Source organism: Microbacterium sp. XT11 (assembly GCF_001513675.1).
Taxonomy (GTDB): Bacteria; Actinomycetota; Actinomycetes; order Actinomycetales; family Microbacteriaceae; genus Microbacterium.
The window spans coordinates 3,197,565-3,217,176 of sequence record NZ_CP013859.1; the positions used below are offsets into that span (position 1 = coordinate 3,197,565).

The window sequence follows — 19,612 nt, forward strand, 5'->3', positions numbered from 1 at the left end:
CACATGCACCCCACCTTCGCCATCGTCTCGCCGCGCGGTCAGCGCATCGAGCTCGCCACCTCGGCGACGTCGTCCAGCCCCTTCGCGCTCGACGACGAGACCACGGGCCTCGGCTTCGTGGATCGCGAAGTGCAGGTGACTCCCTCGACGACGGACGGGGGGCGATTCCGAGCTTCTCGGGTCGCCTCCCGCCCGTTCACGCTCGTCGTGAACGTCTGGGGCCGCACCGTCGCGGAGCGCGACGCCAACCTCCGCACTCTCAGCACCGTCATCCGGCGTGTAAACGGCTTGCCCCTCCCCCGCCTGGAGGCCACGCTCCCGGGCGGCGACGTCTACGAGCTCCCCTTCATCCACGAAGGCGGAGGCGATGCGCTCAAGCGCCAGCCCATCGGCGGCTTCTACTCCGTCCCGCTCTCGCTCGTCGCGCCGGACCCCTTCTGGACCGCTCGCGACGCGACGCCATATACCGTCGAGGGGCTCCAGTCGACGGGAACCTTCCTTCCGCAACTCGCCGAGATGCATCTAACGAGTTCCGCCGCCTCGGGAGTCCTCTACGTCGACAACGTCGGCGAGGCGGACGCATACCCAACGTGGCGGCTCACCGGCCCCACAACCCTCGCAACGATCAAGCTCGGCGAGGCGTCGTGGAGCCTCGGCCCAATCGCCGCGGGCGAGGTCATCAACGTCGATACGAAGGCGCGCACGGTCACCCTCAGCGGAGGGGCGAACAACGGCAAGAACGTCTACGACCGGCTCGGGCCCGCCCCGCGCCTCTTCCCCATCCCGCCAGGTCGCAACGAGCTCGTCGTCTCAATGACCGCCGCGACCAACGCCACCTCGGCCACTTGCTACTTCCGCCCCCGTCTGGAGGTCATCCTTTGAACGTCTCCGACATCATCGTCGAGGTCCGCGACCGCGACCTCGTCCGGCGCGCTCAGATCACCGACGCCGACCTCGACGGCCTTGTCGTCGTCGCTCGCGACAATGACATCGGCTCCTGGGAGCTCCGCCTCCCTGACACCGTCCTAGACGAGACGACCGGCGAGTGGATACCGCACGCCGCCGCACGCGAGCTCCGCAAGGAGGGCGCGGGCCTCGTCGTCACCTCCGTCGTCGACGGCGTCCCGCAGACGCTCCTCTCCGGCCCCATGACGTCCGCCACGTTCGAGGCCGACGGCAACGACCTCACCGGCCGCTGGGCCTTCTCCGGAGTCTCCGACGCCGTCCTCCTCGCCGACGCGCTGGCTTTCCCTCAGCCGAGCAATGCTGACCCGACGACGCAGACGGCCGCGAACGACACTCGCTCCGGCGCGGCCGAGTCTCTCCTCCGCCAGTACGTCGCGTACAACATCTGTGTTACTCACGCCCCAGCGGGCCGCGTCACCGGGCTCCGCTCCCGCCTCACGCTGGACGGCCCCGACCAGGCCCGCGGCGCGACCCTTACGAAGTCGCCGCGCTTCCAGAACCTCCTAGAGCTCTGCCAAGAGATCGCCTTCGCGGGCGGCCTCTCCTTCGATATCGTCCAGGTCGGCACCGAGCTTCGATTCCGGGTCTGGCGTCCGGAGGACCGCTCCAAGTTGATCCGCATGGACATGGAGAACGACCTCCTCAAGAGTGTCACCTACGGCTACGGCGCGGCCTCCACGACGGTCGCCATCGTCGCCGGAAAGGGCGAAGGCACCCAGCGCCTCATCGTCTCGCGGACCTCGACGGACGCGACCGACTCTGAGACCCGCTGGGGCCGCCGCATCGAGCGCTTCGTCGACCAGCGCAACGCCGAGCAGGCCTCGGAGCTTGAGCAGAAGGGCGACGAGGCGGTCAAGGAGGGCGCGGCCACGGCATCCGGCCTCCGCGCCACGCCGACCGACGCAGACACCATGCTTTACCTCCGAGACTGGAACAAGGGAGACCTCGTCTCCGTCGTAGTCGAGGGCCAGGAGGTCAAGTCGCCCGTCTCCGAGGCCGCCCTCGGCGTGAGTGGCTCCGTCGTCACCATCGTCGCCACCCTCGGCGAGGCCTCGGCCTTCGACGTCGACGCCGCGAGCCAGCGCCGCCAGGAGGCCACCGCCTCCCGCGTCTCGGCCATCGAGCGTACCGTCGAGGTGCCTACCCCGGTCGCTCCGGCGTGGGCCGACATCACCGGCAAGCCCCGCACCTTCCCGGCGACGCCGCAGACCATCAGCCCGCAGGAGGCGACGGTAGGCCCATCCGGCTGGCCCATGGGTCTGTCGGTCACGGCCACGACGGCAACCGGCTGGCCTTCGGCCTACGCCACGGTCTTCACAGCCCGCCAGCAGGACGTCCGAGCCTTCCAGCTCGTTACCGACAAGACGTCGGGCCGCATGTGGTCCCGCGCATCCACGGATGGCAGCACCTGGGGCGCATTCCGTACCGTCCTCCTGGACTCTGTCGCGTGGTCCGAGATTACGAGCAAGCCCAACCTCCCCTACGCCATGGCCGCAGGCAGCTTCGTCACCAACACCGATCTACCTGCCGGGTCATACAAGGACTACACCGTGACCTTCCCGTCCGGTCGCTTCTCTGTCGCCCCAATCGTGACTTTCGGCGCGGGATCGGTACGCGCTGGCGTCGCCGCCGAGGTCGCCCCGACCGCGTCCGGCATGACCGTGCGTGTCTTCAACGTGTCCGGCGCTCTGACCGTCGCGTCGGGAACGGTCATCCGCTGGCAGGCCGTCCAGATGGCCCCGACCGCCGCAGGAGGTTGACCCAGATGGACTCAATCGACACCCAGCCCGCCCTCGAAACCCGCACGCTCACCTGTCAGACCGCCGCGTGCCTCAACTTCGGCGTGGCCATCACCATCGAGTGCGTCGCCACGGTCATCTGTGGCGCGTGTGGCCATCTCATCGCCGAGTAGTCGAGCTTTCGCAGGGCCGCCCCATCCGTTCATCGGCACGGGGGCGGCCCTTCCTCACCCCTGAAAGGACGGCCCCAATGGCCATGACCTCCTGGCCTCGTGTAAACGAGGACACCACCGACGCCCAGTACGCCGAGCTCTTCGACTCGATCATTGGCACGGGCATCCGCGGCGGAACCGACCTCACCGTCTCCGCCGACTCCTCCGGCCTCAACGTCAAGGTCTCCTCCGGCTTCGCCGTCGTCGCGGGCTCCGCCTTCCTGTCGACCGCGACGGAGACCCTCGCCATCGCCCCGAACACCTCGGGCAATCCCCGTGTCGACCTCGTTGCCCTCCGTCGCGACTTCGCCCAGCCGACGGGCCAGGTTGTCCGGCTCGTCGTACTCCAGGGCACCCCGGCCGCCGCGCCGGTCGCGCCGACCGCGACGGCCGACGTGCGCGGCGTCTACGTCCTACCGCTCGCGACCGTCCGCGTCGCCGCGGGAGCCGCGACGATCACGTCCGCCGACCTGACCGCGTCCCGGGCCTACCTCTCGTCCCGCGTCTCCGTCTGGACGACCGCCACCCGGCCGACCTCCCAGCAACTCCGCTTCGGCTTCAACACCTCGACGGGCCAGTGGGAGACCACCTTCGGCGGCTCCTGGGCCCCGCTCGTGTCGTGGTCGACGATCCCGGGCAAGCCCGCCGCCATCCCGATCACCGAGGGCGGCACCGGGGCGACGTCTGCCGCCGCGGCACGCGCCAACCTCGGGGCCGCCGCGGCCTCGCACTCCCACGCCTGGACGGAGATCACCGGCAAGCCGACGACCTTCCCTCCCTCGGCGCACACTCACCCCCTGAGCGAAGGCACGGGCGTCCTCCCCATCGAGAAGGGCGGCACCGGGACGACCAACGCCGTCGCGGCGCTCCAGGCGCTCGGCATCTTCGTCCAGAACGCCGCCCCGGCGCACGCTAACGGGCGAGTTTGGATCAAGCGTCCGTGACCACCTACGACTCCGAGTTCGCCGCGCGCCCAGGCCACGTCCTCCGGCTGACCATCGACCAGGGTACCCAGAGCCAGGAGGGCAACTGGACGGACGTCATCATCAACCTCTACCTCGTGCGGACGGCCTCCAGCTCCCGGACCTACGCATACGATCCTCAGCCCTGGAGCATCAACGCATCCGGCACACCATGGAGCGGCGCGTCCCCCTACGACTTCCGGAGTTCGTCAATCATCCACCTGGCGTCCGTCGTCAAGCGGATGGGCCATGACGAGGGCGGATACTCCACCATCGTCGTTGACGCGACCTTCTCCGGTGGCCCGCTGGGGTCTACGAGCGTCCGAGGCGTGATGTCGCTCACGCGCATCCCGAAGCCGCCCGGCGCGCCGCTCGTCTCCGGCGTGGTCGGAGGGACGCCCCTGGGCTTCGATCAGATCGCCACTACGAGTATGCGCTTCCGCTTCTCGGGCACGACCGACGGCGGCTCGCCGATCACCGGCTGGGAGGCCCAGATCGCGGAGTCGCCCGACTTCTCCGTCAACCCCCGCACGGTCGCGTCGAACGGTACCACGATCTTCACCGGACTCAAGCCCGGCGTCATGCACTACGCCCGAGCCCGAGGGGCCAACCAGGCCCGCGGCTGGGGCCCATGGTCGGCGACGGCCTCAGCGAAGACCCTAGCCGCCGTCTACGTGTCCGACGGCTCCAAGTGGCTCCCGGCCGAAATCTACGTGTCCAACGGGAGCTCCTGGCAGGGCGTCGAGGTGCTCCTCTCCGAGTCGGGCGTATGGCGCGAGCCCGTCGCCGTCTAACCACCCCTCCCGAAAGGGCCGCTCCCACCTGGGGCGGCCCTTTCTCGTCCCCACGAAAGGACATCCATGGCTACCCTCAAGAACCACCACGGCTTCTGGCTCCGCGACGACGCCGCCGCCGCGTTTGACGCCTACGAGGCGAAGTACGGCATCCGGCGCGTCAATTCGGCGGGACGGACGGTCGCCGACCAGCAGAAGCTCATCGACCGATGGAACCGCGGAGGCGCGGCCAACCGGCCGCCGCACCTGTACAAGCCCGCCATGCCCGCGACGGCGTCCAACCACGTCGCCAACGGCGGAGTCGCCGTCGACATCGGCGACTACGACACCTTCCGCCAGCATTGCGAGGAGTTCGGCTTCCGTTGGTACGGCGCGTCCGACCCGGTCCACTTCACCTTCGTCGGACGCCCGAACAGCGGCGGAGCTCGCGCGGACGAGGCCACCCGCCAGCGCCAGGCATGGCTCAACCAGGCTCGCGGCGAGAAGCTGGCGGTCGACGGCATCCAGGGCCCGGCGACGACGGCGGCCATCAAGCGCTACCAGGCCTTCCTCGGCGTGGCCGCTGACGGCATCTGGGGCCCGGCGACGCAGGCCGCGCACGCCGTCTACTACGCCAAGGTGACCGCTCCGGCACCTTCCCGCATCCTCCGCCGCGGCTCCACGGGCGACCTCGTCCGGAAGCTCCAGGAGACGCTCAAGCGGAACTACAGCCTGTACGCGGGCAAGCTCGCGGTCGACGGCATCTACGGTCCCGCGACCGAGGCGGCCGTCCGCGAGTTCCAGCGCCGCGCGGGTCTCGCCGTCGACGGCATCGCCGGTCCCGCCACGCTCGGGAAGCTGGGCATCTAATGCCCCCGGCCGTCGTCATCAACGAAGGCGGCGGCGTTCCTCCGTCCGAGGATGCCGCCCTCGTCTCGTTCCTCACTCGCGTCGAGGTCAAGCTCGACAACGCACTCACCCGAGGGGACGACCACGAGGGCCGCATCCGCGCCCTGGAGCGCAAAGTCTGGCTCGTCTCCGGGGCCGCCGCCGTCCTGGGAGGCGTCCTCGGAAACGTGGCTCCCCTCATCGCCAAGTAAGGAGGCTCAATGTCCGCTCCCCTCACTCGTGCCGAGCTCCGGCGTCTCCGAGCCCAGCGCCCTCTCTTCACCGCGCGCTTCTGGGCCGACACGGCCGAGCGCGTCATCACCTCGGCGGCGGGCGGCGCTCTGGCCGTCGCCTCCGCCAGCACCTTCGTCCTCGGCGCGCCCGACTCCTGGGCCGCCATGGGCGTCGGCGCTGGCACCGCGGCGCTCGTCTCGCTCCTCAAGGCCATCGTGGCCTCCAGAGGCGGGACCGGCTCCGCCTCGCTCGTCCCGAACGTGTAAACGAATGGCCCCCGGGCGAGGTTCCCCAGCCTCCCGCCCGGGGCCTTTCGTCGTCGGAGCCCTTCTCGACGACGTCCCCAGGGCCACCAGGATACCGACCCGTCACCCTCCCACGCAAACAGACTTGCGCGAACCCGTTTACACGTGGTAGCATCGAGGCATGACGAACAACACCCCCGCCACCGAGTACACCTTCGCCACGCGCCACGACGCCCAGGAGTTCGCCAACCTCAAGAGCATGGTTGACGGCAAGATCGTCGCGGGCCCCTTCATCGCTGGAGACAAGTGGGCCGTCCACGTCTCCGACCCCTCCTGACACACCCCCTCAAGGCCCCCGGCTTCGGCTGGGGGCCTTTTCGTGTACCTGGCCCCGGCTACCCTCGCCTCGTGAGCGAATGGCACCCGATCTTCCTCTCCGACGAGCCGACCCCTGGAGTATGGACGCTCCAGCACTCCACCGGCTACGGGCCGTTCGCGCGCATCGAGCTCCGCCGCGTCGAGGTCGGGCTCCGCTATCGCGTCGAGTTCCGCGGCGAGCTCCTCGGCTGGGCCACCTCGCTCCAGGTCGCGTGCGAGCGAGCCTGGGAGGCCTACCTTAAGGAAGGCCGCGACGCACGTAGCGGGCCGCCCAACGGGCGACTGTAGGCACTCGCGGGCGTCCAGGCGCTCTCCTCCTCGTCATATCCACCGACGAGAGAGGAGCGGCATGGCCGCCTTCACCAAGTACGACTTCGACAAGGGCGAGGACGTCGCCCTTCCCGGCACCGAGGACTTCGTCCAGGTCGGCGACGCCTACGCCGGAGGCTGGAACTGGAGCAACTTCTCCGCCTACTACTCACCGAGCCGCGACCGCTACTACTGGCTCGACGAGGGCGGATGCTCGTGCAGTGGCCCCGGCGACAGCGTCTACAGCGTCGCCGACTTCCAGGAGGGCTCCCGCGAGGAGCTCACCCGCGCCGCCAAGGCCTCCGTCGTGGTCGGCGGCTACGCGGGCGACGACGTCTGGACTCAGGACCACCGCGACCGCCTCCTCGACGCCATCCGTCGCTTCGACCCGACGAAGGCCTCCGCATGACTCGCCTCATCGGCCTCATCGGCAAGAAGCGCACCGGCAAGAACCACACCGCCCGGCTCCTGGCCCGCTTCGGCTACCGGGAGGCCGCCTTCGCGGACCCACTCCGCGACATGGCGGTCGCCGTCGACCCCGTCGTCGGCTGGGATCGGTTTACCGACCGGCCCATCCGCTACACCGACGCCATCAACCGCTATGGCTACGAGGCGGCCAAGGAGCGCTTCCCGGAGTTCCGCCGCTTCCTCCAGCGCCTCGGCACCGAAGGCGTCCGCGAGACGCTCGGCGAGAAGTACGGCCTCCGGGAGCTCCTCGGCGATGACGTCTGGATCGTCCTGGCCGAGAAGCGGATCGACTCCAGCGACGAGCCACTCGTCTTCACCGACGTCCGCTTCCCCAACGAGGCCGAGCTCATCCGGCGCAAGGGCGGCGCGACCGTTCGCGTCATCCGACCGAGCCTCCCGCCGAGCACCGACGAGCACCCATCCGAGACGGCGCTCGACGGCTTCGTCCCCGACGTCGTCCTCCACAATGACAGCACCCCGGCAGGTCTCTCCGAGGCCGTCGACGTCCTCGTCGACAAGGTCGCCGGATAATATCCAGCCCCGCCCCTCCATGTCGAGGGGCGGGGCTTTTCGCGTTATCCGGCTTGCGCAAACCTGTACGCGCTGGGATGCTGGAGCCATGGTTATGAGCAACACCCTGGCCCAACTCCTGGAGCGTGCCGTGGCAGGCGTCCGCGGCTACCTGGAACACGAAGGCCCCGAGCGTGCCCCCTACGCGAAGGCGGCCGCCGCCGCCCTCGTCGAGGCCCGCTCGCACTTCTTCTCGGCAGACGGGACGCCCGACTACCTCGGCCGCTCGCGCGAGTATCGGGAGTTCGTCGCTCAGACCTTCGCCGAGGCCGAAGTGCCAGAAGCCTACCGAGCCAAGCTCGGATCAGTGCTCCGCTACCACGTCTCGCCGATCTTACGCGAACGATTCGGAGAGGAGGTGGAAGCCCTGGGTCTAGAGCCGGGCTCCCTACAAGACCGCAAGAAGCGCCGCCGCGACCGCGATGCCCGCATCATCGCGATCTTCGCTGGCGGCCCGTACATCACCGAGCTCAGCGACCTCCGCCTCATCGCCAGCCTCGCACGACTCGCGTTTACACGCATCGCGGGGATGCCGGAGGGGACGCCGGAGACGACGGCGGCCCGCGTCCGCGACGAGTACGCCAAGCTCGCCGAGACACTCGACGAGGCGCGAAAGCGACTCGACAGTGACGAAGTGACGGAATAATCGTCACTTCCTATTCCCCCTTCGAGAGGGAGCTCCCTCGTAGAAGGAATAGAAAGTGACGGAATATCCGTCACTTCGTCACCACCCCCACTAACTAGCGCCTGGGCCGGGCATCAACCCCCGCCCAGGCGCTCTCCTTTGCGTCCCTATTCCCCGACGCAAGGAGGACCATGGCGTGACAACGCCCAAGGTCAACACCATCAAGCGGATGGGCTCCCGCTTCTACGTCGAGCCCACGACCGGGGCCAAGTACCCCGGCGTCACCTCCATCCTCAAGAACCTCGACAAGAGCTTCCTCCAGCACTGGGCGGCCAAGCTCGTCGCCGAGGAAGCCGTCAACAACCTCGACGTCATCGAGGGCCTGGCCCGGCGCTCCCCCGACGCCGCAATCGACATGCTCAAGCGGGCCCCCTACCGCAACACCAAGGAGGCCGCCGACATCGGCACCGCGGCGCACGACCTGTTCGAGCGCATGGCGGGCGGCGAGAACATCAACCCGCGCTTCCTGCACGAAGACCTCCAGCCCTACGCCCGGCACTTCGCCGACTTCCTGGACGTCTGCCAGCCGGAGTATCTCCACATGGAGGAGACCGTCTGGGACGACGAGCACCAATACGCGGGCTCATTCGACGCGGTCGCCAAGATCGACGGCGAGGTCATCTACCTCGACAACAAGACGACCCGCTCCGGCGTCCACGAGGAGGTCGGCCTCCAGCTTGCGGCGTACCGCTATGCCAAGCACATCCTCCGCCCGGACGGCACCCGCGTCCCGAACGTCAAGAGCTCGGGCGCGGCCGTCCTGCATATCCGTCCCGAGGGCTGGCACCTCACGCCCGTCCGCGCCGACGAGACCATGTTCGAGCTCTTCTGCCACCTCCGCGAGGTCTTCGAGTGGGACGAGCTCAAGAAGACCGTCGTGGCCGTGCCGGTCGCCTCCGGCCCCGGTCGCGGCGTCAACGCTCCGCCCACCGCCCGACGTCGCGCTCCCCGCGCCAAGGTCTGAGAGAACACCATGACCATCGCCATCACCGCCGATGGGGAGGCCACCCGGCTCCCCATCACGCTCTACGTGTCCGGCCCCATGAGCGGCCGACCGCACTTCAACTACCCGATGTTCAAGGACGCCACCGAGGCTCTCCGAGCCGAGGGCTATGCCGTCATCAGCCCGCACGAGCTCGACGGCGAGGCGGGCGTCGACCTGGACAACTTCACCGAGGCCGACCGGCGAGCCGCGCTCGCTCGCGACGTCGCCGCCGTGACGAAGGCCGACGGCGTCGCCCTCCTCCCCGGCTGGCACGAGTCCTCCGGCGCACGAGCCGAGGCCGCCCTAGCCAACGCCATCCCGATCCCCGCCCGCCCCGTCGGCGAGTGGATCGACGAGGCCCGAGCCGCGAGGGAGGCCGCCGCGTGAGCATCCTCAACGTCGCCCTCTCGGGCAAGCCCTATCTCCTCGTCTCGCTCGACGACGCCGCCAAGTCGGTCGACTTCGAGCTCCGAGCCAACCCCGACGAGGCGCGCGAGCTCCTCGCGAAGACCGCTCAGGGCGTCCGCATCGCCCGGCGAGAGCTCCGCAAGGTCCGCCGCGAGCGTCGCCGTCTGGCGCGGCTCCTCAAGGACGACATCGCCCGAGTCGAGGAGTACGCCGACGCGGAGGAGGTAGCGAGCGAGGAGGTACCGAGCAAGTGACCCTGCCCATCAACGGCACCCGCGATGACCTCATCTGGCTCGCGGGACTCACCGAGGGCGAGGCTACCTTCGACGCCCACCGCGGCCGGTATCCCCGCATCCGCGTCCAGATGACCGACCGCGACACCGTCGAGCGAGTGGCGCACCTCCTCGGCACGTCCGTCCGCCTGTCGCTCCGGCAGGCCCCGTCGTCGCCGACCTGGAACGCCGAGCTCTCCGGCGACCGCGCGGCCGACATCATGGCCGCCCTCCTCCCCTTCATGGGCTCCCGCCGATCCCAGCGGATCGCGGAGATTCTCGCGGCCCCGGCCTACCACAAGGGCCACGACCGCAAGACGCTCCCCGGCCCGCCCATCACCTCCATCGCCGCCTAGCGGCCCTCAGATTAGGCCCCTGGCCCCGTCACGATCCGACGGCGGCCAGGGGCCTTTCGATTTTTCTGGGCACTCGCGAGCACCCGGGCGCTCTCCTCTTCGTCCGAACCCCACCGAAGGGAGAAAGCCCCCATGGCGAACACCAACTACCCCATCGACACCCCGCGCGAGCCGGGCCTCTACGAGTCCAGCGTCCTCCGCGACCGCGTCACGATCCGCGTGAGCGCGCCGGACGTCGCCGACGCCATCGTCGAGCGCGGCGACACCGTCTACGAGCACGCGATCCTCGACCTCCAGCACTACGCGAAGCAGTACGGCCCGTTCCGGCGTATCGGCAAGGAGACCGAGCCCGAGCCCGATCCGGAGCCGACACCCTCCGCCAAGAAGGCCGAGACCAAGAAGGCGAAGGCCGCCGCGTGAGCGCCCGCCTCGTCACCGCCACGCACCGCCGCTCGGGAATCTCCTACGCGGCCGTCCAGGACACCGAGACCGGCGCGGCGTACCCCTTCCCCGAGTTCATCGCGCCCCTCGCCGTCGCCGCGTTCAACCTCGGCGTCGATGACCTCTCGCGCTACCGCCCCCTCCCCAACCCCGAGGCCTACGACATCAAGGAGGTCACCCGATGATCGAGACGACCGAGACCCAGCCCGACGACCTCGCCGACGGCGTCTACCGCGACACCGACGGCGACCTCTGGCTCGTCCGCGAGGGCGTCGCCTTCGTCATGACCGACGTCATCGGCTTCCAGCACGACCTCGGCGACCTCGTCCCCAGTGACCTCGGCTCCGGCATCGACGCCGACATCGCGCACTCCGCCTACGTCCTCCGGATGCTCTACGCCCTCTGAAAGGAGCCCCATGACAGCGCCCAACCCTTACCAGCTTCGCATCCTGGCGGCGCTCAACACCCTCGGCAAGCACGTCTACGCCGGGAAGGAAACGCCCCAGGAGCGCGCGGCCCGTCGTCGAGAGGAGCTCGTCAAGCGAGCACTCCGCATCCGCCCGGCGAACCGAGCCGCCCGCCGATTCGTCGCCCGGTACGACCGATCCCTCGCCCGCGCTGAGCGCCGGGCCGCACGAAAGGAGCCCACCGCGTGAGCGCATCCAAATCCCTCGGCCCCGTCCACCTCTACCCCGAGCGTCCCAAGGTCTTCCGCAAGGGCGACAACGTCGCGCACGCCGACAACCCCGACCGCTGGGGCCGCGTCTCCGACGTCGTCCCCCATCGCGTCGGCGAGCCTGAGCGCTACGCCGTCGCCTGGGAGGACGGCGGCGCGAGCGTTCACTTCCGCGCCGAGCTCCTCTCGCGCTTCACGACCACGACCCCCAAGCCGCGCGAGCGGCGCAACCGAAAGGCCCGAGCATGACCAAGCCCCGCCGCATCGCCGCCCTCGTCGCCATCGGCGCGGCCCTCGGCATCGCCAGCGTCGCCCTCGTCGGATGCACGAGCGACGCCGACAAGGCCGACCAGAACATCAAGACCGCCGCCGAGGCCTTCGAGGTTCAGCGAACCATCATCGGCATCAACGGCATCACCGGCCAGACCACCTTCGTCGCCGAGGGCCGATGCTCCTTCGAGTACCCGAAGGCCCGCCGCGTCGACGTGACCTGCAAGTACGGCCCCGACGAGTACCGCAAGCACGTCTTCATCATGGGCGACCAGGACTCCGTCACGGTCACCCAGGAGAAGGCTATCGACGTGAGCGAGTACCACACCCGCATCATCCTCAAGCCGCAGAACCTCCTCCCGGAGTTCGACATCGAGGTCGGGGAGGACGAGTGACCGCCGCAGACGTCCTCCTCCTCGTCCTGGCGTTCCCTGTCGGATGGCTCATCGGAACCGTCATCGCACGCCTCACCCTCGGCGACTAGTCGCCATGGAGCTCGACGACCTTCGCGACGCCTACGAGCCGAGCGACCCGAAGCTCCGCTCGCTCCTCGACGACCTCGACCCGTAGGCCGTCACCCTCTCGAAGGCCCCTGCCCACAAGGCGGGGGCCTTCTTGCGTTCCCGGCGCGGATTTGGTATGGGCACCCGCCCTGCCCCAGGCGCTCTCCTCTTCGTCCCAACCGACGGGCCGCAAGGCCCCAGACAAGACAGAGAGAAGACCACTACATGGCAGGACTCAAGATTTTCGGCTCCGACCCGGAGAACCAGCCGAAGCCGCGCCAGCGCTTCGCGGACGACGTCGTCGGCCGGTTCCGCGCCGGTCACACCATCGACGACCGCCCGGCATCGCTGGACGAGTGGCGCATCACGACCGGCGACCCCGACGTCGCCGCCCGCGTCTACGAGCTCTTCGGCGGCGAGGAGCCGCAGGAGGGGGCCGCCAAGGGCGAGGACAACATCGAGGTCTTCACGGCCGCCGACTCCGTCGCCATCATCATCGAGAGCGCGAAGTCGCTTCGCCAGCGCATGGTCCTCTGGGGCCGCTCCGGCAAGCCGATCTACGTGAGCGATGGCGAGTTCATCCTCGACGAGAACGGCCACCCGACCGAGGAGCGCGACCCCGACGCCGACCTGACCTTCCAGGAGCGGAAGGAGAAGAAGGACATCGGCGCGGTCCCGGACATCGACCTGTTCTTCCGCCTCGCCGACGACCCCGACCTCGGCATCTTCCTCTTCAAGACGGGCTCCTGGGGCCTGGCCTACGAGCTCGCCCGGGACGACGTCCAGGGAGCGCTGGAGCAGGCGGAGGGCCCCGTCAAGGCCGTCCTCGCGCTGGAGCCCGTGAGCTTCAAGGCCAAGAGTGGCCCGCGCAAGGGCCAGACGGTCAGCTACACGAAGAGCTCCCTCACCCTCAAGGGGGCCGCGTGACCGTCGGCACCTACCGGCGCACCGCCCCGCCCAAGGGGCTCGGCGTGGTCCTCGCGGCCCTCACGGTCCTCGTGTTCCTCCTGAGCCTCTTCATCGGCTTCGGTGTGCCGCTCCTCCTCGGGCTTCTCATCTTCCCGGCGCTGGGCCTCACCGGCCCGCTCCTGGCGCTCGCATGGGTAGCCATCTTCCTCGTTTGGTGGGCATTCCTGGCGTTCGTCCGGAAGTAACCACCTGGCCCCCGCTCGGCTCACCCCGGGCGGGGGCTTCCCCGTCTCCCCGAAAGGTCAACATGGCAACGCTCATCGTCCACACCAAGAGCCTCTCCCACTGTCCCCAGTGCGACATGACCGTCCGCATCGCTCTCCGCGAGGGCCTCGTCGTCGACGCGCGCCCCGGCATCGACACCCCTGAGCGATCCGAGGAGCTCGCGAAGTTCAAGGAGCACGGCCTCGCCGCCGCGCCCATCGTCGAAGCTCTCGACAACCACGGCTCCGTCGTCGAGCGCTGGGCAGGCTTCCGCCCCGACAAGATCAAGGAGTACGCGCGATGAGCGCCCCCGTCGTCCGCGTCACTCTCGACGTCCCCGCCGTGCAGGCGCTCGGCCACGGCATCGCTCACTTCCTCGACGGCACCTCTCTACACTCCGACGGCACCATCCGCCGCAACCCCGAGATCGCCTGGGGAGTCGGGCATCCGGTCGGCTCCTGGGAGTACATCGAGGGCGACCATGGCTAACGCCGCGAAGCGCAAGGGCACCTCTTACGAGTCGGCCGTCGTCAAGCTCCTCCAGGATCACGGCATCCCGGCCCGCCGCGTCGCCCAGACGGGCGCGCTCGACGTCGGCGATATCCACGGCATCGACCCCTTCGTCGGCCAGTGCAAGGCGTACCGCGACCTCACCGCCGCCCTCCGCGACGGCGTCGCCGGGGCGAACGTCCAGGCCACGCGCGCGGGTCAGCCCTACGGCGTCGCCTTCGTCAAGCGACCCGGTAAGCCCATCGTCGACGGCTACGCGGTCATGGACGTCGCCACGTTCGCCCGGCTCCTCCGCGAGCTAAGGGACCGACCCGCGCGGGGCCTCCCGACCCCATGAAGATCACCCTCTCGCTCTCGCTCACGATCAAGCGCGACCGCCCCGAGCCCGCCCCGCCCGAGTACCTCGACCTCTCCGGCGCGACCGTCGAGCGGGCGGACCCGCCGCGAGTCGGCTTCGCCCCCGAGCCATACGACGAGTAGGCCGCCCCGAAAGGAAATCACCATGAAGCTCTACGTCTTCGAGTACGTCGCCCCCGTCACGAGGAACTATCACGACGGCGGCGGTCTCGTCATCATCACCGACCGCGACCCGCTGGAGGCGTGGCGCGGCTCGGAGCTCTACGTCGACCCGCGCAAGCACTACGGCAAGGCCGACTGGGCCGAGGCCGATATCGACCTCTCTTCCCCGGATGCCGTCTACGACGTCGACGCGGACGAGGAGCGAGTCTTCGTCTTCCCCGACTCCGGTTGTTGCTAGACCGCCCTCCCCTGCCCTGAGCCCCTCAGCCCCGAGCCGAGGGGCTCTCGGCGTCTCTGGGCACGGCTGAGCGCCTGGGCGCTCTCCTCTTCGTCCACCTATCGACCGAAAGGGGCTCAATGACCCTCACTGACCTCCTCGCCAAGCTCGACGGCGTCGAGGAGACCGCCGACGGCTACCTCGCTACCTGCCCCGCGCACGCCGACACGCACGCCTCTCTCCGCGTGACCGTGTCCGACTCGGGCAAGGTGCTCGTCAAGTGTCGCGCCATGTGCGCAACGCCCGACGTCGTCAAGGCTCTCGGGCTCACCATGCGCGACCTCGCCACGATGAAGCCCGGCGACGTCCCGGCGACCAAGCGCGCGACCACGCCTCTCCCTGCGACCCCCGCCGCCATCGCCTCGCTCGCCATGCGTCTCGACGGCTACGCGGCGGCTCTTCGCAACCCTTCGGCGGGCGACTCGCGCCAGGCCCTCAACTACGCCGAGGAGCGCTTCGGCGTCTACCCGGCCGACGTCGAGCGCCTCGGTCTCGGCTACGTCGACGACATCGGCGGAGGGCCTCGCCTCGTCGTGCCGTTCCGCACGCCGGAGGGCGTCGCCCGCAACTTCCAGGCCCGCGCCCTGGAGAAGGATGCCGCCGTCCGCTGGCAGGGCCCGAAGTCGCCCGAGGGCGGCTCGTGGTCGCCGCTGGGCTGGTTCCCCGGCTCGTCCGGCTGGCCCGAGGTGCTCATCTGCGAAGGCCCGGGCGACGCGCTCACGGGCGCGGCCCTCGGCTACGACACCATCGGCATCGCTGGTGCATCGCGTGTAAACAACCCGGCCATCGTCGACGAGGTCGCTTCCTGGATCGGAGACCGTGACGCCATCGTCGCGGGCGACGGCGACCCGGCAGGCCGCCGCTTCTCCGCGACCCTCGCCGAGGGCCTCGTCGCGCGCGGCGTGAGCGTCCGCATCATCGACCTGGAGGATGGCCTCGACCTCACCGACTGGCGAGCCCGCGACCCGCAGACGTTCCCGCGCGACGTCATCCGGGCGATCACCAACGCCAAGCCCGTCAAGCACCGCGAGGCGGCCCTCCTGGCCTGGGACGAAGACGAGTACGCACTCTCCGACCTCGGCGGCGCACGCTACCTCCGCGACTACCTCAAGAGCCGCGACTCGGGCGTCAAGTACACCGCCGAGGCGGGCTTCCTCCTCCTCGACCGCGGCGTCTGGCGCATCGACGACCGGCAGGCCGTCCGCACTCACGCCCAGGCCGTCGCCGACATCGTCAAGAAGCTCGCACGAGAGGCCAGCAAGGCCGCGACCGAGGGAGCGACCGAGGAGGAGCGGGAGCGCAATAAGAAGCGCGCCGGGCGATTCATCCGGTACTCCCAGCACGTCCAGACGACTCGCGGCATCGACTCGATGCTCCGCGAGCTCCAGGCCGTCGAGGGCGTCCCGGCGTCGATCAACGACTTCGACCAGCACCCGGACCTCCTCGCGGTCAACAACGGCGTCGTCGACCTTCGGACGGGCGAGCTCCGCCCGCACGACCCGGACCTCCTCCTCTCGCGGCGCATCAGCCTCGACTACGACCCGACGGCCAAGGCCCCGCGCTGGGAGGCGTTCCTGGAGGAGGTCTTCCCGAGGGATGCCCAAATGCCGGGCTTCATGCGTCGCCTCGTCGGCTACGGCATCACGGGCCACACCACCGAACAGTGCTTCGTCATCCACCTCGGCAAGGGAGCGAACGGAAAGAGCGTCTTCACGGACACCCTCACCGAGGTCTTCCGCGAGATTACGACGACCACGCCGTTCTCCACCTTCGAGACGAAGCCCTCGGGCGGCATCCCCAACGACCTCGCGGCTCTCAAGGGAGCCCGGCTCGTCATGGCCTCGGAGGGCGAGCAGGGCAAGCGGATGGCCGAGGCCGTGCTCAAGCGAGTCACCGGCCGCGACCTCATCGCCGCCCGCTTCATGCGCCAGGAGTTCTTCGAGTTCCGCCCGGCGTTCCTCCTGCAACTCGCTACCAACTTCGAACCGCAGTTCCGCGGCCAGGACGAGGGCCTCTGGCGTCGCGTCAAGCTCGTCAACTGGGAGCGCTACTTCGCGCCCCACGAGCGCGACCCGCGCCTCTCGGCCAAGCTCCTCGCCGAGGCTCAGGGCATCCTCGCCTGGGCGATCCGCGGCGCGCGGGAATGGTACGAGCAGGGCCTCGCCGACCCGACCACCGTATCGGAGGCATCCCGCCAGTACCGCGCGACGTCTGACATCCTCCAGGGCTTCCTCCCAGGCAAGTACGTCCTGGACGAGGACGAGGCCCACAAGGTGCCCGGCAAGACGCTCTGGGACGACTTCCGCACCTGGGCCGAGGAGGAGAACCTCCGCGACCTCCAGCAGTGGAGCCAGCGGGCCTTCTACGGCGCACTCAAGGAGCGTGGCGCGCACCAGCGGAAGACCAACTCCGGCGTCGTCTTCTCGGGCATCAAGCGCGCCCCGCGGGTCCACGCCGCCCCCGAGGAAGCGCCCTCCGAAATCGCGCGGGCAGGAGTGAGCACCCAGGCGCTCTCCTCTTCGTCACAGATCACAACCGGCCCGGACCTGGACGGGCTCATCTAACGGAAGGGCTAACCGATGACCGAACCTCAGCCGCTCATCGTCACTCACGCGCCGTACTACGTCCTCGACGGCGTCCAGTACCTCCTCTCCGAGGAGCCCAATGGGCGCTTCGCCCCGCGCATCGGCGACGTCGTCACGACGACAGAAGAGCCGGACGAAGACGGCGACCTCCTCGTCAACTTCGTCGACCCGGTCAAGGGCGAGTCCTGGTGGCACATCAACGCCGCCGCTCTCGCCGAGGTCATCGACTAGCCCGCCACCTCCCCGCACACCTGCCCCGCCCGCCTCGCTAAAGAACGTCCGAGGTGGGCGGGGCCGACGCATTAACGCGAAAGGCTCCCGTTGATCCACTACACCCACACGCTCGCGGGCGAGGAGTGCCACATCTTCATGCCGGAGCGCCGCTCCGAGCTCGACGGCTTCCGGCGCTTCCTCGCCCAGGGCGACCGCGTCCTCTGCATCGACACCGAGACCTCCGGCCTCGACATCTACGCCCCCGGCTTCGAGCTCCGCCTCTTCCAGATCGGCAACGAGCGGGAGGCCTGGGTACTCCGCGCCGACCTCTTCGCCGATGTCATCCGGAAGGCCCTGGAGCAGGAGCGCATCTTCACGATGCACAACGCCGCCTATGACCTCAAAGTCATCGACTACCACCTCGGCGTCCCCTTCGAGAAGCTCGTCCCGCGCACCTTCGACACCCGCATCTTCGCGCACCTCATCGACCCCCGCCAGCGCTCCGAGGGCGGCGCGGGGCTCCGACTCAAGGAGCTCTCCGCCATCTACGTCGACGAGTCCGCCCCCGACACTCAGGACGGTCTCAACGCCGTCTTCCGAACGATCAGGCATCCGGTCACCGGGAAGCCCTGCACCAAGGACAACGGCTGGGCCTTCATCCCCATCGACCACCCCACCTACGTCCGATACGCCGGGCTCGACGTCCTCCTCGGCGCTCGCCTCTTCGCCGAGCTCGCGCCGATCATCAAGGAGCTCGGCCTCAACGACCTCTCCAAGTTTGAGCACCACCTCCAGGGCCTCCTCATGACGATGGAGCGCCGCGGCGTGCTCATCGACGTCCCCTACGTCGAGAGCCTGGACTCCAAGCTCGCCGAGGAGGCCGCACACTACGAGGCCGTCGCCGCTCGCTACGGCGTCGCCAACGTCAACTCCACCGCCCAGGTCTCCGAGGCTCTCCTCGCCATGGGCGAGAAGCTCCGCGAGAAGACCGAGTCCGGAGCGTGGAAGGTCGACAAGGGCGTCCTCATGCCCCTCGCCGACCTGGATGACCAGTGGCAACTCATCGAGGCGCGGACCCCCAACCCGCTCGCCGACGCCGTCCTCCGCTCCAAGCGCGCGAGCAAGTGGCGCACCTCCTACGTCGAGGCGTTCCTCAAGCTCAAGGACGCGAACGACCGCATCCACCCGACCATCGGGGGCCTGTCGGCGCGGACGGCGCGCATGTCGATCAGCAAGCCGCCGCTCCAGCAACTCCCGTCCGGCGACTGGACGATCCGCCGCGCGATGATCGCCGACCCCGGCAAGCTCATCATCGCGGCCGACTACAGCCAGGTCGAAATGCGCGTGCTCGCGGCCCTCTGCCAGGACGAGACCCTTATGGAGGCGATCAGGTCGGGCACCGACCTCCACGACTTCACCGCCACGCGAGTCTTCGGTCCCGACTTCACCAAGCGACAGCGAAAGGTCGCCAAGGCCATCGGCTTCGGCAAGGTCTACGGCGGCGGCGCGTCGACGGTCTCCCGCCAGACCGGCGTACCCATCGCGGACGTCAAGCCCGCCATGGCCGCCTACGATGCCACCTTCCCCGGCATCAAGCGCTACGGCGCGAGGCTCCAGTCGCGGGCTCAATTCGGCAAGCGCGAGGTCGTCACCGTCTCCGGCCGTCACCTCCCGCTGGATCGCGACCGGCTCTACGCGGCGACCAACTACGTCGTCCAGTCGACCGCGCGCGACCTCCTGGCCCAGGCCATCGTCGACATCTTCGACGCGGGCCTCGGCGACCACCTCCTCCTCCCCGTCCACGACGAGCTCATCGCCCAGGCGGACGCCAAGGAGGCCGAGGACGTCATCCACGAAATCGGCCGCCTCATGGAGTCGACCTTCTACTCCATCCCGATCATCAGCGACCCCGAGGTTTACGGACGGTCCTGGGGCTCGGGCTACAACGTCCCGCCCGAGCTCGATGCCGTGTAAACACCCCGACCACGAAAGGCC

Annotated in this window: 33 protein-coding genes; all 33 read left to right on the forward strand. The window is 69.2% G+C overall.

The genetic code is table 11. From position 1 onward, the window contains the following. Window positions 1-3 precede the first annotated feature (3 nt). The 33 genes from AB663_RS15280 (at window position 4) to AB663_RS15425 (ending at window position 19,591) form a co-directional block, all read left to right on the forward strand. Window positions 4-882 carry a phage tail domain-containing protein gene (locus AB663_RS15280; protein ID WP_067201124.1) on the forward strand — a complete coding sequence of 293 codons (879 nt, stop codon included), beginning with the start codon at window positions 4-6 and terminating at the stop codon, window positions 880-882. Then, window positions 879-2,726 (forward strand): Gp37-like protein, encoded by a 1,848-nt coding sequence (locus AB663_RS15285; RefSeq protein ID WP_067201126.1) that lies wholly within the window; start codon window positions 879-881, stop codon window positions 2,724-2,726. The genes AB663_RS15280 and AB663_RS15285 overlap by 4 nt, the downstream gene beginning before the upstream one ends. A gap of 5 nt (window positions 2,727-2,731) precedes the next feature. Continuing rightward, window positions 2,732-2,878: a hypothetical protein gene (locus tag AB663_RS17245; RefSeq protein ID WP_157541136.1), complete on the forward strand. Its 147-nt coding sequence runs from the start codon at window positions 2,732-2,734 to the stop codon at window positions 2,876-2,878. A 77-nt stretch (window positions 2,879-2,955) separates the two neighbouring features. Continuing rightward, complete coding sequence (locus tag AB663_RS15290) at window positions 2,956-3,861, forward strand: hypothetical protein (RefSeq protein WP_067201129.1); 906 nt, start codon at window positions 2,956-2,958, stop codon at window positions 3,859-3,861. Further along, window positions 3,858-4,673 carry a fibronectin type III domain-containing protein gene (locus tag AB663_RS15295; RefSeq protein WP_067201131.1) on the forward strand — a complete coding sequence of 272 codons (816 nt, stop codon included), beginning with the start codon at window positions 3,858-3,860 and terminating at the stop codon, window positions 4,671-4,673. Before AB663_RS15290 ends, AB663_RS15295 begins: the two co-directional genes overlap by 4 nt. A 66-nt stretch (window positions 4,674-4,739) precedes the next feature. Beyond that, entirely contained in the window at window positions 4,740-5,522 is a 783-nt protein-coding gene (locus tag AB663_RS17595) for a peptidoglycan-binding protein (protein WP_067201134.1), read from the forward strand. Continuing rightward, on the forward strand, window positions 5,522-5,752 hold the full coding sequence (locus AB663_RS15305) for a hypothetical protein (protein WP_067201137.1): 231 nt from the start codon (window positions 5,522-5,524) through the stop codon (window positions 5,750-5,752). The genes AB663_RS17595 and AB663_RS15305 overlap by 1 nt, the downstream gene beginning before the upstream one ends. A 9-nt stretch (window positions 5,753-5,761) precedes the next feature. Then, window positions 5,762-6,040, forward strand: a complete 279-nt coding sequence (locus tag AB663_RS15310; protein WP_067201139.1) for a holin — start codon at window positions 5,762-5,764, stop codon at window positions 6,038-6,040. A gap of 160 nt (window positions 6,041-6,200) precedes the next feature. Continuing rightward, window positions 6,201-6,356 (forward strand): hypothetical protein, encoded by a 156-nt coding sequence (locus AB663_RS17250; protein WP_157541139.1) that lies wholly within the window; start codon window positions 6,201-6,203, stop codon window positions 6,354-6,356. A 71-nt stretch (window positions 6,357-6,427) separates the two neighbouring features. Continuing rightward, window positions 6,428-6,685 (forward strand): hypothetical protein, encoded by a 258-nt coding sequence (locus tag AB663_RS15315; protein ID WP_067201142.1) that lies wholly within the window; start codon window positions 6,428-6,430, stop codon window positions 6,683-6,685. Window positions 6,686-6,746: 61 nt separating this feature from the next. After that, window positions 6,747-7,115 carry a DUF7574 domain-containing protein gene (locus AB663_RS15320; RefSeq protein ID WP_067201145.1) on the forward strand — a complete coding sequence of 123 codons (369 nt, stop codon included), beginning with the start codon at window positions 6,747-6,749 and terminating at the stop codon, window positions 7,113-7,115. After that, window positions 7,112-7,705, forward strand: coding sequence for a deoxynucleotide monophosphate kinase family protein (locus AB663_RS15325; protein WP_067201148.1), 594 nt, complete (start codon window positions 7,112-7,114; stop codon window positions 7,703-7,705). The genes AB663_RS15320 and AB663_RS15325 overlap by 4 nt, the downstream gene beginning before the upstream one ends. 94 nt (window positions 7,706-7,799) lie before the next feature. Further along, on the forward strand, window positions 7,800-8,390 hold the full coding sequence (locus AB663_RS15330; RefSeq protein ID WP_067201151.1) for a hypothetical protein: 591 nt from the start codon (window positions 7,800-7,802) through the stop codon (window positions 8,388-8,390). A gap of 175 nt (window positions 8,391-8,565) precedes the next feature. Continuing rightward, entirely contained in the window at window positions 8,566-9,393 is an 828-nt protein-coding gene (locus AB663_RS15335) for a hypothetical protein (protein ID WP_198147887.1), read from the forward strand. A gap of 9 nt (window positions 9,394-9,402) precedes the next feature. Continuing rightward, window positions 9,403-9,801, forward strand: a complete 399-nt coding sequence (locus tag AB663_RS15340; RefSeq protein WP_067201153.1) for a DUF4406 domain-containing protein — start codon at window positions 9,403-9,405, stop codon at window positions 9,799-9,801. Then, the gene (locus AB663_RS15345) at window positions 9,798-10,076 is read left to right on the forward strand and encodes a hypothetical protein (protein ID WP_067201155.1); all 279 of its coding nucleotides are present in this window, start codon (window positions 9,798-9,800) and stop codon (window positions 10,074-10,076) included. The genes AB663_RS15340 and AB663_RS15345 overlap by 4 nt, the downstream gene beginning before the upstream one ends. Further along, complete coding sequence (locus tag AB663_RS15350; RefSeq protein WP_067201157.1) at window positions 10,073-10,450, forward strand: hypothetical protein; 378 nt, start codon at window positions 10,073-10,075, stop codon at window positions 10,448-10,450. Before AB663_RS15345 ends, AB663_RS15350 begins: the two co-directional genes overlap by 4 nt. Window positions 10,451-10,582: 132 nt before the next feature. Then, window positions 10,583-10,870: a hypothetical protein gene (locus tag AB663_RS15355; RefSeq protein ID WP_067201160.1), complete on the forward strand. Its 288-nt coding sequence runs from the start codon at window positions 10,583-10,585 to the stop codon at window positions 10,868-10,870. Then, window positions 10,867-11,076: a hypothetical protein gene (locus tag AB663_RS15360; RefSeq protein ID WP_067201162.1), complete on the forward strand. Its 210-nt coding sequence runs from the start codon at window positions 10,867-10,869 to the stop codon at window positions 11,074-11,076. The genes AB663_RS15355 and AB663_RS15360 overlap by 4 nt, the downstream gene beginning before the upstream one ends. Further along, window positions 11,073-11,297 carry a hypothetical protein gene (locus AB663_RS15365; protein WP_067201165.1) on the forward strand — a complete coding sequence of 75 codons (225 nt, stop codon included), beginning with the start codon at window positions 11,073-11,075 and terminating at the stop codon, window positions 11,295-11,297. The genes AB663_RS15360 and AB663_RS15365 overlap by 4 nt, the downstream gene beginning before the upstream one ends. Window positions 11,298-11,307: 10 nt before the next feature. Further along, window positions 11,308-11,547, forward strand: a complete 240-nt coding sequence (locus AB663_RS15370) for a hypothetical protein (protein ID WP_067201169.1) — start codon at window positions 11,308-11,310, stop codon at window positions 11,545-11,547. After that, complete coding sequence (locus AB663_RS15375) at window positions 11,544-11,816, forward strand: hypothetical protein (RefSeq protein WP_067201171.1); 273 nt, start codon at window positions 11,544-11,546, stop codon at window positions 11,814-11,816. The genes AB663_RS15370 and AB663_RS15375 overlap by 4 nt, the downstream gene beginning before the upstream one ends. Beyond that, window positions 11,813-12,232, forward strand: a complete 420-nt coding sequence (locus tag AB663_RS15380) for a beta-sandwich lipoprotein (protein ID WP_067201173.1) — start codon at window positions 11,813-11,815, stop codon at window positions 12,230-12,232. Before AB663_RS15375 ends, AB663_RS15380 begins: the two co-directional genes overlap by 4 nt. Window positions 12,233-12,565: 333 nt before the next feature. Next, window positions 12,566-13,267 carry a recombination directionality factor gene (locus AB663_RS15385; protein WP_067201175.1) on the forward strand — a complete coding sequence of 234 codons (702 nt, stop codon included), beginning with the start codon at window positions 12,566-12,568 and terminating at the stop codon, window positions 13,265-13,267. Then, on the forward strand, window positions 13,264-13,494 hold the full coding sequence (locus tag AB663_RS15390; protein ID WP_067201178.1) for a hypothetical protein: 231 nt from the start codon (window positions 13,264-13,266) through the stop codon (window positions 13,492-13,494). Before AB663_RS15385 ends, AB663_RS15390 begins: the two co-directional genes overlap by 4 nt. A gap of 116 nt (window positions 13,495-13,610) precedes the next feature. Further along, window positions 13,611-13,817 (forward strand): hypothetical protein, encoded by a 207-nt coding sequence (locus AB663_RS15395; RefSeq protein WP_157541145.1) that lies wholly within the window; start codon window positions 13,611-13,613, stop codon window positions 13,815-13,817. Then, window positions 13,814-14,002, forward strand: coding sequence for a hypothetical protein (locus tag AB663_RS15400; protein ID WP_067201184.1), 189 nt, complete (start codon window positions 13,814-13,816; stop codon window positions 14,000-14,002). Before AB663_RS15395 ends, AB663_RS15400 begins: the two co-directional genes overlap by 4 nt. Continuing rightward, window positions 13,995-14,360, forward strand: coding sequence for a hypothetical protein (locus AB663_RS15405; protein WP_067201187.1), 366 nt, complete (start codon window positions 13,995-13,997; stop codon window positions 14,358-14,360). Before AB663_RS15400 ends, AB663_RS15405 begins: the two co-directional genes overlap by 8 nt. Further along, window positions 14,357-14,503 (forward strand): hypothetical protein, encoded by a 147-nt coding sequence (locus AB663_RS17255; RefSeq protein WP_157541148.1) that lies wholly within the window; start codon window positions 14,357-14,359, stop codon window positions 14,501-14,503. The genes AB663_RS15405 and AB663_RS17255 overlap by 4 nt, the downstream gene beginning before the upstream one ends. A gap of 22 nt (window positions 14,504-14,525) precedes the next feature. Then, window positions 14,526-14,780 (forward strand): hypothetical protein, encoded by a 255-nt coding sequence (locus AB663_RS15410; RefSeq protein ID WP_067201191.1) that lies wholly within the window; start codon window positions 14,526-14,528, stop codon window positions 14,778-14,780. A gap of 119 nt (window positions 14,781-14,899) precedes the next feature. Beyond that, window positions 14,900-17,383 carry a phage/plasmid primase, P4 family gene (locus AB663_RS15415; RefSeq protein WP_067201194.1) on the forward strand — a complete coding sequence of 828 codons (2,484 nt, stop codon included), beginning with the start codon at window positions 14,900-14,902 and terminating at the stop codon, window positions 17,381-17,383. Between the two features lie 15 nt (window positions 17,384-17,398). Next, window positions 17,399-17,635, forward strand: a complete 237-nt coding sequence (locus tag AB663_RS15420) for a hypothetical protein (RefSeq protein WP_067201197.1) — start codon at window positions 17,399-17,401, stop codon at window positions 17,633-17,635. Between the two features lie 90 nt (window positions 17,636-17,725). After that, entirely contained in the window at window positions 17,726-19,591 is a 1,866-nt protein-coding gene (locus AB663_RS15425; RefSeq protein ID WP_083511274.1) for a DNA polymerase, read from the forward strand. The last annotated feature ends 21 nt before the right edge of the window (window positions 19,592-19,612 follow it).